Origin of the sequence: Halomonas sp. IOP_14 (assembly GCF_021021315.1) — a bacterium.
GTDB lineage: Bacteria > Pseudomonadota > Gammaproteobacteria > Pseudomonadales > Halomonadaceae > Vreelandella > Vreelandella titanicae.
This window is the reverse complement of the sequence record NZ_JAINWD010000003.1, coordinates 245892-259459: the sequence shown is the minus strand read 5'-3', so window position 1 is coordinate 259459 and position 13568 is coordinate 245892. Positions and strand designations below refer to the sequence as shown.

Below are 13568 nucleotides of genomic sequence, written 5' to 3'. Positions count from 1 at the left end.
TGAGGCTGCCATGAAAGGCTTTCCTGATGCGCGCCCTGAACGTTGGCTGGGCGCGCTGGCATTAATCATTATCTCATTGATTAGTCTTGGTAATGTGATTACTCGCTACTTAACTGGCGGCTCTTTTTCATTTACCGAAGAGTTTTCTGTGTTTTTGTTGGTAGTGCTGACCTTTGCCGGTGCCTCGGTGGCGCTGCGGCGTAACCGCCATATTCGTATTGGCTTTTTGGAACGGGCATTGCCGCTCAAGTACCGTCGTGCACTGATCCTTTTTCAAGCGCTTTGCGGTGCCACCGTGCTGGGTTTGATCACTTGGTATGGCGGCAAGATGGCCTGGCAAGAGTATCAGTGGGAGTCGCTGTCACCAGGGCTTGGCTTGCCTCAGTGGTGGTATTTAGTCTGGCTGCCCGTGCTTTCTGCGGCCATGGTGTGGCGCTTATGCCAGCAAACCGCCGACCGTTTAACGGGGAGGCTCACCGATGAGCCCTGATGTGTGGATGATACTGGCGTTTGCGGGGCTGCTGATAGCGGGGGTGCCGGTAGCGTTTTCGCTGGCGCTCTCCGGGGCCGTTGGCATCGTGCTGGGTTTGTCACCGGACATGCTCGCAACGATGGGTACCAATACCTATAACAGTATTGCCAAGTACCCTTTGATTGCGATTCCGCTGTTTATCTTAACTGGGCTTATTTTTGAACGTTCCGGTGTAGCGCTGCGTTTAGTGCGTTTTGCCCAGGCTTTGATTGGCCCGCGCCACGGTGGCTTGGCCTTGGTGGCGGTGCTGGTGTGTATGATTATGGGCGGAATGAGTGGCTCAGGCCCTGCTGATGCCGCGGCGGTTGCGATGGTGATGCTGCCGAGTATGACCAAAGCGGGCTACCCCAAGCCGTTTTCCGCCACGCTGATTGCCGCCTCTGCTTCGACGGCGATTCTCATTCCCCCTTCAGTGGCGCTGATTCTTTACTCGATCGTGGTGCCGGGCGTTGATTTACGCGCACTTTTCGCAGCAGGTTTATTTCCCGGTATTCTGGCGGGGCTGGCGCTACTGGTGCCCGCTATGCTCGTTTCCAAACGCTACGGTTGGGAGGGCGGCACACCCATAGAGGGGGCTGAAAGGCTAAGTGTGCGCTCCACTTTTAAACAGGCGATACCGGCGCTGTTTGCCCCGGTGCTGATTTTGGGTGGTTTGCGTTCAGGGCTGTTTACACCCACCGAAGCGGCCGTGGTAGCCGTTGCTTATGGTGCGATTGTCGGTCTTTTTCTAACCCGCGAGCTGTCGCTGCGTGATTTATGGGAGCTATTGGGTGAGGCGGCGATTATTTCCGGCGTGGTGATGCTGATTATCGCTCTGGCGGGGATTTTTGCCTGGGCAGGCACCATGCTGGGCACCTTCCGCCACTTGGCGGAATGGATTATTAGCCTGACCGATAACGGCGTTTTGCTGCTAATCCTGGTGATGTTAGCAGTGTTGGTCGCTGGGATGCTGTTGGATGCGATCTCGATTTATTTGATCATGATGCCGATTTTGATCCCCGTGATGCAGCATTTTGAGTGGAACCCGGTGTGGTTTGGGATTCTGTTGGCGATGAATATTGCCATTGGCCAATTTACCCCGCCGGTGGCGGTGAATTTGATGGTGACCACCGAAGTGGCCAAAATTCGCTTGGAGCAGACCATCGGATGGGCGCTGCTGTTTGTCGTTGCAATGGGCTGTGCGCTAGCGCTAGTGGCAATCTTCCCCGCTATCGCGCTATGGCTGCCGCGCGTTTTGGGCTATAACGTTGATTAATTTTGCATACCCTTTTGCGTACCTTATGCAAAGGCGGTATAGCAGTTAACGTTCCCTAAACGATGAAGACCGCTACACTGAGTATTAGACGACAGCGAAATTCATTATTTAGCGTATTACATTTCGCTAATTAGGTTTTTTTCGCTAAAGTAATGCTAGCAGGCAGCTTATGGGTCGCCTGTAACCGTTTGTCTTGAAAATAGAATGTCTTGAAAACGTTTTGGAACAAGGGCACCTGAGGGAACGGTTCATCAGGTGAGACCAAAGCGTGCGATGCTCGTAACATCAAATACGCTCACAACATCAATACAAAGAGGTGTGTTCATGAAACGCCATGTATTTTCCACTACTGCTTTCTCCGGTGCGCTACTTGCCGCCGCTGCTTTCGCCTCACCGGCAATGGCACAGGATGACGAGCAATTCATCACCATTGGCACCGGTGGCCAAACCGGCGTTTACTACGTCGTGGGTCAGTCGATCTGTCGTTTGGTTAATCGTCTCGAAGACGCCGATATTAAGTGTAATGCACCTTCCACCGGTGGTTCTGTCGCCAATATCAATGGCATCAAGTCCGGCGAATTGGACATGGGTGTCGCTCAATCCGATGTTCAGTATCAAGCCTACAACGGCACTGGGAATTTCGAAGGCGAGCCCTACGAAGAGCTGCGTGCGGTGTTCCGTGTCCACGGTGAGCCGTTGACGCTGCTTGCGCGGGCTGACTCTGGCATCGAGACGCTCGATGACTTGGAAGGCAAGCGTGTCAACATTGGTAATCCAGGTTCGGGCCAGCGCAACACCATGGAAGTGGTGATGGAAGCCAAGGGCTGGACTGAAGACACCTTCTCGTTGGCATCTCAGCTTGATGCTGCCGAGCAAGCGGCGGCACTCGCTGATAATAACGTCGATGCCATGGTATACGTGGTTGGCCACCCCAATGGCTCCATCCAGGAAGCCACCACCACCGTTGATGCTCGTCTGATTCCGTTGAACGACGAAGACATTCAAGGCATCGTCGATGAATATCCTTACTACGCCGCATCGGTAATTCCGGGTGGTTTGTATCGCGGCAATGACGAAGATGTCGAAACCTTCGGCGTGGCAGCGACCTTTGTCACCACAGCTGAGGCTGACGAAGAAGTGATCTATCAGACCGTCAAGGCGGTTTTTGACAACTTCGATCGTTTCAAGCGTCTGCATCCGGCCTTCGAAAATCTTGATCCAGAAGAGATGGTGAGTGAAGGGCTTTCCGCACCGTTGCACGATGGGGCAGCGCGTTACTACCGTGAACAAGGCTGGATTGAGTAATCCAGACGCCTAAGGTGATACTACCTTAGTAAGAAATGCGCGGTTACCTCAGGGTGCCGCGCATTTTGGTTTAGAATGTTGATAGGGCGTTTAAAATGTTGATAGGGCATTTCGATATGGCAATGATGCGTCAATCGACTCGGAGCGGGGCAGGCAGATGACAGACGATAAGAACAGGCCTTCGGGAGCCGGAGTAGACTTGGAGGATATGGTCGCCTCTAGCGACACAGGAGCCCGCAAGCCAGCCGGCATGCCCGGAAAGCTTTTGGTAAGCATTGCGGCAGTGTGGTCTCTTTTTCAATTGTGGATCGCTTCGCCAGTGCCCTTCGTCCTTGGGTTTGGTGTATTTAGTGCCACTGAGGCGCGTTCTATTCACTTGGCCTTTGCGCTTTTTTTGGCGTATATGGCTTATCCGGCACTCAAGCGCTCCCCGCGCGACCGTGTTCCGATTCAGGATTGGGTGCTTGCAGCAGCGGCGGCCTTCTGTGGCGCTTACATGTTTATGTTTTACGAGCAGTTATCCCAGCGCCCCGGCGCACCGATACTGCAGGACGTTATTATTGGCATCGCAGGGATACTGCTGCTGCTCGAGGCGACGCGTCGAGCGCTTGGCCCGCCGTTAATGATTGTAGCGTCGGTTTTTCTTCTCTATAGCCTGGCTGGCCCTTGGATGCCGGGTATTCTTTCCCATGGTGGGGTGAGCCTCTTTGGCTTGATTAATCACCAGTGGTTGACTACGCAGGGTGTCTTCGGTATCGCTCTGGGGGTATCAACCAGCTTCGTGTTTCTGTTTGTGTTATTCGGTGCCCTGCTCGATAAGGCCGGCGCTGGCAATTACTTTATCAAGGTGGCGTTCTCACTATTGGGCCACTATCGCGGCGGACCAGCGAAAGCTGCCGTGGTGGCCTCGGCCATGACCGGTCTGATTTCCGGCTCCTCGATTGCCAATGTGGTAACCACTGGTACTTTCACGGTGCCGATGATGAAACGTGTCGGATTTTCCGCGGAAAAGGCGGGCGCTGTTGAAGTGGCGTCATCGGTCAATGGACAGATTATGCCTCCGGTAATGGGGGCGGCCGCTTTCTTGATGGTCGAGTATGTGGGCATCTCTTATGTCGAGGTGATCAAGCATGCCTTCCTTCCCGCGCTGATCTCCTATATTGCGCTGGTCTACATCGTTCACCTTGAGGCCCTCAAGGCCAACATGAAGGGGCTGCAAAGCAGTAACCCACCTAAGCCGCTGGTCAATAAAGTGATTGGCTTTCTCGGTGGTTTGCTACTGATGATGGGCACCGCTCTGGCTGTTTATTACGGCCTTGGCTGGCTCAAGCCGGTACTGGGGGATGCGACCCCCTGGGTGGTAGCCGTTGGACTTACGGTCATTTATATCGCCCTGCTCAAACTGGCGGCCGGTTACCCAGAGCTCGAGCTCGATGACCCTAACCAACCGATCTTTACACTGCCCCAGACCAAACCGACGGTGCTGGTTGGCTTGCAGTACATCCTGCCGGTTATTGTGCTGGTGTGGTGTCTGATGGTGGAACGTTTATCGCCAGGACTGTCGGCTTTCTGGGCCACCGTTTTCATGATTTTCATTATTCTGACCCAGCGCCCCATTACGTCAATCTTTCGCGGACGCAGCGATATGAGGGCGGATCTGCGTGAAGGCGCGATGGATCTTTGGAATGGCCTGGTCACTGGTGCCCGCAACATGATCGGCATCGGCATTGCCACGGCCACCGCCGGTATCATCGTCGGTGCCGTCTCCCAGACCGGGGTGGGTCTGGTGCTAGCCGAAGTGGTGGAAACGCTGGCTATGGGCAACTTGATGCTAATCTTGCTGCTTACCGCTGTGCTTAGCTTGATCCTCGGCATGGGGCTGCCTACGACAGCAAACTACATCGTCGTATCGGCACTACTGGCACCGGTCATCGTCAACCTGGGCGCTCAAAATGGCTTGCTGGTACCATTGATTGCGGTACACCTGTTCGTGTTCTACTTCGGCATCATGGCCGACGTTACCCCACCGGTGGGGCTGGCCTCCTTTGCGGCGGCGGCAGTATCCGGTGGCGATCCCATTCGAACCGGTTTCCAGGCGTTCTATTACAGCCTTCGTACCGCGGCGCTGCCGTTTCTGTTTATCTTCAATACCGATCTGCTACTCATCGATGTGACCTTCCTTCAGGGGGTGTTGATCTTTGTGGTGTCGACCATCGCCATGTTGATCTTCGCTGCCGCGACCCAGGGCTTTATGATTACGCGCAACCGCTGGTATGAGTCTATCGTGCTGCTGCTGATTGCGTTCACGCTATTCCGGCCTGGTTTCTGGATGGACATGATTCATGATCCCTACGAATCCATCCCACCCGCGCAATTCGTCGAAGCGCTGGGTGATGTGGATGAAGACTCCACTTTGCGTTTGCAGATTGCGGGTCTTGATGATTATGGCGATCCCATGACCACTTACATGACATTACCGGTACCTGAAGGCGAAACAGGTCAGGAGCGGCTCAATAACCTGGGCATGGAGCTATTTATTGAGGATGGCACGGCAACCGTTGATATGGTGACCTACGGCAGCCAAGCGGCAGAGCTCGGTTTCGACTTCGATCAAGAAATCATCGAAGTTCTGGCCCCCGTCGACCGCTGGACTAAGGAGCTAATGTGGATTCCTGCCTTCTTGGTCTTTGGGTTGATCGTATTGATGCAGCGTCGGCGTCGCGATAACACGCAAGCTGCCGCCACCGCATGAAGGAGAGTGCCATGTATAGCAAGATCATGTTGCCGGTGGATTTGAACGAGGAGTCTTCCTGGTCGAAGGCGCTGCCCACAGCCCTGACGCTATGTCGAACTTTTGGCGCCTCGCTTCATGTGGTGACGGTACTGCCGGACTATCGTATGCCCATGGTGGGCTCCTACTTCCCCAAGGACTTCTCCAAAAAAGCGCATACAGCGATCACCGATGCGCTCCATGACTTTATCAAGACGAATGTGCCCGACGACATTCAGGTACTAAGTGTCATTGTGGATGGCTCACCTTGGGAGGCCATTATTAAAGCCGGTAAGAAACTGGACGTCGATCTAATCGTCATGGCTTCCCACAATAAGCGTAAGTTTGTCGATTATGTGCTCGGCCCCAATGCAGAGCACGTTGTGCACCATGCCAAAATGTCGGTAATGATTGTGCGCTAGACATTCAGAGCGTCACGTACGGAAAACCCAAAACTCCGGGCAGTTGCTCGGAGTTTTTTATGGCCGTCCGTCGCGCGTCTTGACTATATCGGTTTTTACTAACGCAGCAATTTAATTGGCGGTTGACAGCTGTTTCGTGGATTTTTTGTACGCGCATCTCAAAGCGTCACCCCAAACAGCGTTGGTCAGCTACATTAAGAGGGTATTAACAAATAATGTTAAGCCATTAATTTAGTGTTAATACCGTCAACGGGTAATGAGTGTTGATGCCTTAGAGGTAAATCCTGAATCCAGGGTCTATATCAGGAACAACAGGAGTGATGCCATGAATGCGGCTACAACAAAAACAAACCACCATGCGGATCAACCCAGCGTTAAAATCACTATTAACAAGGTTGGATTGGATCGACCTAGGGCGTGGTTGGCTGCTGGCGTAGAGGATTTTCGTCGGGCAACGGTAGTGAGCCTCTCTTATGGCATGTTTTGGGTGGGGTTGAGTATTGCCATTACTCTTGGCGCCTTCACCATGGGCTACTGGTACTGGCTGCTGCCCATGATTGCCGGGTTTATGTTTATTGGCCCGCTGGTGGCAGTAGGCTCTTATGGTATTAGCCGAGCGTTGGAACGTGGACAAGTACCTAACCTAGGTGATGCGTTTGGAAGCTGGAAGCCCCATGCTGGTCAGCTGGCGATGATGGGCGTCATGATGATGATCTTCTTCCTCGCTTGGATTCGTTTGGCCACGCTGCTGTTCGCACTATTTTTCGGTTTTGAAGTGCCTAGTCCCGCGTCGCTCTATACTGCGCTGCTGACCACCTCAGAGGGCCTGGGCATGTTGGCAGTGGGCACAGTTGCAGGCGGGATTTTAGCCTTTGGCGCCTTCGCCATAAGCGTTGTAGCGATTCCTACCTTGATGGATCAAGACCTAACCTTTATGGAGGGGATAGAAGCTAGCGTACGCTGTGTCGCGCGTAACTTTCGCGTGATGCTGTTATGGGCGGTGATTCTTACCCTGTGCGTTCTGGTTGGCGTTATGACGTTTTACATTGGTCTTGCACTTATTTTGCCTGTGCTAGGACATGCCAGTTGGCACGCCTACGAAGATTTGGTGCGCTTTGAACCCTTCGAGAAAATCAAATCGTAACCCTAGTGTGAACAGTAAATAACGTTTCAGTGACGAAAAAAACAGTATTTGCCCTGACCTGCTTAAGGAGATGGCGTAACCTTTACGCTGTCTTCTTTTATTGTTCCTGGGAGCTATAACCAGCGGGCAACCTTGCGTGAGGTGTTTACTGTGAAAGCGTGGTTAATGGGGTGGGCCGTGCTGATGTTCAGCGCTCCCCTGGTGGGGCTTGCTGATTCAGTCGATGAACTAGACGTGCCTAACGGGCCCGTTATTTTGACCGTCAGTGGTAACATAGACCTTACCAATGTGGGGAGTGAAGCGCAGTTTGACCGGGCCATGTTAGCGGCTTTACCACAGTATGAATTTGATACCAGCACGCCGTGGACAGAGGGCCGAAGCCACTATAGTGGCCCTTTAATGCGTGATCTTTTGGCGCTATTAAGCTCCGACAGTGATGCGGTTCACGTTTCCGCGCTGAACGGTTACGAAGCCGAAATACCGGTCAGTGATTTTATTGAGCACGATGTCATCTTAGCCATCGAAAAAAACGGTGAGGCGATTCCGATTCGCGAATATGGCCCTTTGTGGGTGCTCTACCCCTTTGATCAAGATGAAGTGCTGTTAAGCGAAAAAATCCGCTTTAGAGCGGTATGGCAGGTTATGCATATTAATGTTCTCTAGCGCTCCTAGTGCGCAGGCTTCCAACCTACTGCGTTATCCTCGCCGTTTTAAGCTCGTTGCCATTGTCGCGGTGTTACTGTTCGCTGCGGCGTTGGTCGTCGCTACCTTGGCCGCTTGGCGGCAGGAAAATCTAACCCAAAGCCTGAGGGAAGATACCGCCTGGGTTGTTTATAAGCTGGATCGTGATGCGGTACAGCTACTTAATCATTTATTGGCGGCAACCCGCGAGCCGATAACTCCGACGGCTCACGAGGAGCTAAATCTTCGCTTTGAGCTACTTTATAGCCGTATAACGCTGCTTAACGACGGCGAAGTCAGCAACTTGTTGCAGCAGATCGATACCGCCCGTGAGCTACTGGAAGAAATTCAGCAGCAGCTTGATGTGCTGGATATCATATTCGAACCCTACGGCGTGTTTGATCAACTGCCGATAGCAGCGCTGGAAGATGAGCTACAGGTACTAACGCAACTGACTGAACGCCTGGTTATTGCTATTAACGGCTATTTAGCCGAATCGGCGACGGAGGAGCGTGCCCAGCTCAGCCTGCTTTACAAGTTGCTGATGAGCCTGATTATTGGCATGAGCTTAGCGGCGTTTCTGGTGATTGCTTTTTTGGTGCGTGAAATGCGTGAGAGTGCGGCGATAAGGCGGAGCCAGGAGCAGCTTGGTCGGCAGTTGGAAGTCACCGCCAAACAGGCTCAGGCGGCGAATCAGGCAAAGTCAGACTTTTTAGCCATGGTCAGCCATGAAATTCGCACGCCGCTGAACGGTGTTATCGGCATGAGTGAGCTGCTGCGTGAATCCGCCAGCCCCGCTCAGGTAGAAGATTACGCTCATACGATCCACGACAGCGCCAACCAATTGCTGGCGATGATCAATGAAATTCTCGATTTCTCAAAAATCGAAGCAGGGCACTTAACCCTTGAAACATCGCCTACGGAACTCAAGCCGCTGGTCGATAGTGTTGTCGTGCTATTTGCGCCCCGAGCAAAAATGAAAGGGTTAACGCTATCGGTCAATGTCGATGCACTGGTGCCTGCCTGGGTGCTTGTCGATGCAGGTCGGCTGAGGCAAATTTTGCTTAACCTAATTGCCAATGCGATTAAATTCACTGATCACGGTGATGTCAGCGTACGAGTCTCTTCGACGGTGGAGCAGTTACTGTTTGAGGTCAGTGATACGGGCTGTGGTCTAAGCGAACAGCAACAGCAGCGTCTATTTGAGCCTTTTCAGCAAGCGGATGAATCGGTGGCACGTCGATTTGGGGGTACCGGGCTAGGGCTGGCAATTTGCAAACGGTTAAGCGAAGCCATGCAAGGGCGATTAGGGGTAAAAAGCCAATTAGGCCAAGGTAGCACTTTCTGGTGTGAGTTGCCCTTGATCGCCGCCGACCCCGTATCCAGTACGCTGCCCCCATCCCCCAAACGGGACTTTACCGGCACAACACTGCTGCTGGTAGAGGACAATGCCGTTAATCGCAAAGTCGCGATGGGCTTGTTGGCGCGCTTAGGTTGCGATGTCGTCTGGGCCGAGAACGGCCATGATGCCTTGGCCATGGCCGAATCCCAACAAGTGCATTTGATCTTTATGGATATTCAACTGCCCGATATGGATGGCCTGGCAGTCACCCAGCGTTTGCGGGAACAGGGTGGCTGGCTGGCCAGTGTGCCGATTGTTGCCATGACGGCCGGGGGGGCTGAAGATGACCGTAAACGCTGCCTGGCGGCGGGCATGGATGATTACATCACTAAGCCACTGTCGCTTGCGGCGTTAAGTAACGTGTTGGCATTACAACTTTTTGCAACCCCAGACGCAACGCCTTTACAGGCATTAGCGGTCTCTCCTCCGTTAACCAAGCAGCAATCACTCCTTAACAGCGATACCCTTGGCATGCTGAAAACGACGCTAGGGGAGGCGAGCGTTACACAACTGATCATGCTATATCATCAGCAAGTAAGCGATTACTCCGCTCAGTTGGCTGCGTGTTTGGCCGCTACTCCCCTAACGTCAGAGCAGACACAGCAGGTTGAGCGGCTTGCCCACCAACTGCGCGGCGAGTCATTGAGTATGGGCGCCGACCAGCTTGCCGAATTGGCGAAGCAGCTTGAAAAATTAGCTGAAACGCAACATGCGACATCTAAGCAGCTTGATGATGCGTTCTGCGCGTTAAGACTTGCAGCGGCGCATACATATGCCGCACTAGAGAGGTGGTGCCGTGACCACTTATCAGGTTGAGCAGGGTATTCTTACTGCGGCCAGTCAGCAGGCTAATGCTTGCCAGGCAGCGGCGGAGTTAGCCGACGCTTTACAGCACGAACACTTGGGGTTCGTGCTGTTCTTCTGCAGCGCGGAGTATGATTTAGCTGCCCTAGCAGACGCGCTGGAAAGTAGTTTTCCCACCATGCCGCTAAGTGGCTGTACGACGGCTGGGGAAATAACCCCTGGAGGCTATGACCGCGGTTCCATCGTGGCGATTGGGTTTGATCGCCGACTGTTTGCCATTGAAACGGCGCTGATCGACGACCTGGAGCATTTTGAACTAGCCAACGCTCAACCGCTGGTCGATACGCTGTTGGAGCAGTGCCGCCAACAAACCATCGCGCCGATTAACGAACACAGCTTTGCGCTGACGCTATTGGATGGCTTATCCAGCCGTGAAGAGCAGGTGCTCGCTACCTTAGATGCCGCCCTAGGCCGTATCCCCAGTTTTGGCGGCTCGGCGGGTGACGACAATCACCTTAGCCATACCCATGTGTATACCGCTGGGCGCTTTTATACCCGTGCAGCAGTGGTGGTGATGATCAACACTCGGCTGCCTTTTGAAGTATTTTCAACCCACCACTTAATACCATTGGCCCACAAACTCGTAGTGACCGAGGCTGACCGCGAACAGCGGCGGGTGATAGAACTCAACGGGTTGCCTGCCGCCCAGGTATATGCCGAACTGGTAGGTAGTGCGCCTGCGCAGCTCAACGCTGGCATTTTTGCCCGTCATCCATTAGCCGTACGCATCGGCGGCCAGCACTACGTGCGCTCTATTCAGCGTGTTAATAGCGACAGTAGTTTGAGCTTTTACTGCGCGGTGGAAAACGGCATTGTACTGACCGCCATGCAGCCCACGCCGCTACTGGATAATCTCAGCGTGATGCTTGCTGGAGTAGGTGCCCGCCTAGGCGCGCCGAGCATGATTATTGGCTGCGACTGTTTTCTACGCAGGATGGAGCTCGAGGCGTTACAACAGTTGGATCAGGCATCGCAGTTGCTGCGCCAGGCAGGCGTAGTGGGGTTCAATACGTACGGTGAACAGCATCATGGTATGCATGTGAATCAAACGTTTACGGGGGTGGCGTTTGGATCTCTTCCAACTAACCACAAACACTGACGCGGCGGATGTCGCGGCGCTGCGGGAAGAGAACCGTCGCTTGCGTAAAGTGTGCCAAGCGCTGATGGAGCGGGTGGAAACGGGAAGCGGTGCCGACCCCGCGCCCTATGCCGCGTTTGAACGCTCAGTGTTACTTGCCGAACAGGTGCGTGAGCGCACTGATGCGCTGCACCGCACCTTAGACGAACTGAGCCAGGTCAATACGCGCCTACTGGCCGCGAAAGCCGAAGCCGAAGCCGCTAACCTCTCCAAAACGAAATTTCTGGCGGCGGTCAGTCACGATTTGCTTCAGCCACTCAATGCCGCCCGGCTGTTTGCCAGTGCGTTAGAAACCCACTCGCTTCCTGATACCTCACAAGCTCTGGTCGGCCATATTGGCCGTTCGCTGAAAGATGTTGAAGGCTTGATAGGAACGCTAGTGGATATCTCGCGTTTGGACGCAGGCGTACTCCACGCCGATAAAGCGCCCTTCGCGGTGAGCACGCTGCTAGATGCGCTGGCAGAGGAGTATCGCCAAGTGGCCGGGGTGCGGGGGCTGACACTGCACTACGTGCCTTCCAGTGCGGTGGTCGAGTCGGATCTAGCGTTGCTGGCGCGAGTGATCCGCAACTTCTTAAGCAACGCGGTGCGCTATACCGAGCAGGGGCGCGTGCTGCTGGGCTGTCGGCGGAGACGAGATGGCCTGGAAATTATGGTGGGCGATACCGGCCCCGGGATCCCTGAGCAGCAGCGGGAAGCGATCTTTCTGGAGTTTCGCCGCGCTAATCAGCCCAATAGCTCCCACAGCCGCGGTTTGGGGTTGGGTCTAGCCATCGTTGACCGGATCAGCGCCATGCTGGGACAACCGATCTCGCTCGCCTCTAGCCCTGGCGCGGGTGCGCTATTTTCGATCACCGTACCCTACGCGACGGCCGCGCCGCCTGCAGTGGCGAGCACTCATTATACGCCGCTGCCTGACGTTGCAGAGGATCCGCTAAGCGGCTGTGTCATTTGGGTGATTGATGATGACCTGGCGATTATAGAAGGTATGCAGGCGCTGCTAGGCAGTTGGGGGTGCCGAGTGCGCGCCGCTGCCACGGTGAGTGCGTTAGAGGCTGCCAGCGACGGTGAGCGACCGTCAGTATTGCTGGTGGATTATCATTTGGGCGATCACCGCGAAACCGGCATTGAGTTGGCCGCGCGACTGCAGCGCCGTTATCCAGGCTTGGCAGCGGTGGTGATTACTGCCAATCACGAGGCGGAGATTAAGCGCGCAACCCGCGAAGCGGGCATGTACTGCCTGCTCAAACCGTTAAAGCCCCTGCGGCTGCGCATGCTGCTAGCCACACTGCTCAATAAAGCCTAACGCGTGCGGTTGGCCCGGTGAAAGCTTAGATCTTCCTCGCCTGCGATAACAATGGCGTGAACCCGGCTCGTGGCATTCAGCTTGCGCAGAATTGCCGAGACATGGGTTTTGACGGTCGTTTCGGCAATCAACAACTCCCGGGCAATATGCTTGTTCGACATGCCTGTCGTCATGCACGCCAACACCTCTAACTGCTTATCGGTTAAACGCGCCAACCGCTCGCTGGTCGATGAAGCATTTGCAATGGGTGGCACCGCAGAAGTGCGCGGTGCTGGGCGACGCATGATATCGGGCGGCAGGTAGAGCTGGCCTTCAAGAATCTGCGTTAACGCCGCCAGCAGCGCTTCCCGGGGTGTGGATTTGGGAATATAGCCCACCGCGCCGAGGGTAATGGCATCGAGTACCAGCTGGCGCTCTTGATGTGCAGAAACAATCGCCACCGGCAACCAGGGAAATGCCTCTCGCAGTGCTGTCAGCCCCTCTAAGCCTTCCGCATCCGGAAGGCTTAAATCCAGCAGCAATAGATCTAGCTCTGTTTGCGCTTCAATCAGCGTTATTGCATCAGCAAGGCTCTCTGCTTCCAATAGCAGGCTGCCTGCCAAGCCCCCGCTAATCACGGTTTGTAGCGCGTCTCGGAACAGCGGATGGTCATCCGCCACCAACAGGGAATACATGGCGTCTCCTACCAAGGGATGAGGGCTAATCCTGCCATCGGGCTATATCGCCATTTGCTTTAGTGAACAACACTG

At 54.3% G+C, this 13568-nt stretch carries 11 protein-coding genes; 10 read left to right on the top strand and 1 reads right to left on the bottom strand.

The window, feature by feature from the left end; translation table 11 throughout:
• The first annotated feature begins 10 nt into the window (after positions 1-10).
• The 10 genes from K7H09_RS04255 (at position 11) to K7H09_RS04210 (ending at position 12819) form a co-directional block, all read left to right on the top strand.
• The gene (locus K7H09_RS04255) at positions 11-490 is read left to right on the top strand and encodes a TRAP transporter small permease (protein WP_027958078.1); all 480 of its coding nucleotides are present in this window, start codon (positions 11-13) and stop codon (positions 488-490) included.
• On the top strand, positions 480-1787 hold the full coding sequence (locus K7H09_RS04250; protein ID WP_009287381.1) for a TRAP transporter large permease: 1308 nt from the start codon (positions 480-482) through the stop codon (positions 1785-1787). Before K7H09_RS04255 ends, K7H09_RS04250 begins: the two co-directional genes overlap by 11 nt.
• 324 nt (positions 1788-2111) lie before the next feature.
• Positions 2112-3092, top strand: a complete 981-nt coding sequence (locus tag K7H09_RS04245; protein ID WP_022522286.1) for a TAXI family TRAP transporter solute-binding subunit — start codon at positions 2112-2114, stop codon at positions 3090-3092.
• Positions 3093-3249: 157 nt separating this feature from the next.
• Positions 3250-5844, top strand: coding sequence for a TRAP transporter permease (locus K7H09_RS04240; protein ID WP_022522287.1), 2595 nt, complete (start codon positions 3250-3252; stop codon positions 5842-5844).
• Between the two features lie 11 nt (positions 5845-5855).
• Positions 5856-6284, top strand: coding sequence for a universal stress protein (locus tag K7H09_RS04235; protein ID WP_230803731.1), 429 nt, complete (start codon positions 5856-5858; stop codon positions 6282-6284).
• Positions 6285-6609: 325 nt separating this feature from the next.
• Positions 6610-7428, top strand: a complete 819-nt coding sequence (locus K7H09_RS04230) for a DUF2189 domain-containing protein (RefSeq protein WP_022522289.1) — start codon at positions 6610-6612, stop codon at positions 7426-7428.
• A gap of 165 nt (positions 7429-7593) precedes the next feature.
• On the top strand, positions 7594-8091 hold the full coding sequence (locus tag K7H09_RS04225; RefSeq protein WP_051052028.1) for a molybdopterin-dependent oxidoreductase: 498 nt from the start codon (positions 7594-7596) through the stop codon (positions 8089-8091).
• Positions 8081-10327, top strand: coding sequence for a hybrid sensor histidine kinase/response regulator (locus tag K7H09_RS04220; protein WP_041158854.1), 2247 nt, complete (start codon positions 8081-8083; stop codon positions 10325-10327). Before K7H09_RS04225 ends, K7H09_RS04220 begins: the two co-directional genes overlap by 11 nt.
• A complete protein-coding gene (gene nosP, locus K7H09_RS04215; protein ID WP_141440734.1) occupies positions 10308-11474 on the top strand; it encodes a nitric oxide-sensing protein NosP in 1167 nt (388 codons plus the stop codon). Before K7H09_RS04220 ends, nosP begins: the two co-directional genes overlap by 20 nt.
• Complete coding sequence (locus tag K7H09_RS04210) at positions 11443-12819, top strand: hybrid sensor histidine kinase/response regulator (RefSeq protein ID WP_022522293.1); 1377 nt, start codon at positions 11443-11445, stop codon at positions 12817-12819. The genes nosP and K7H09_RS04210 overlap by 32 nt, the downstream gene beginning before the upstream one ends.
• On the opposite strand, the gene K7H09_RS04205 is transcribed toward K7H09_RS04210, so the two are convergent.
• On the bottom strand, positions 12816-13493 hold the full coding sequence (locus tag K7H09_RS04205; RefSeq protein WP_022522294.1) for a response regulator: 678 nt from the start codon (positions 13491-13493) through the stop codon (positions 12816-12818). The genes K7H09_RS04210 and K7H09_RS04205 overlap by 4 nt on opposite strands.
• Between the last annotated feature and the right edge of the window lie 75 nt (positions 13494-13568).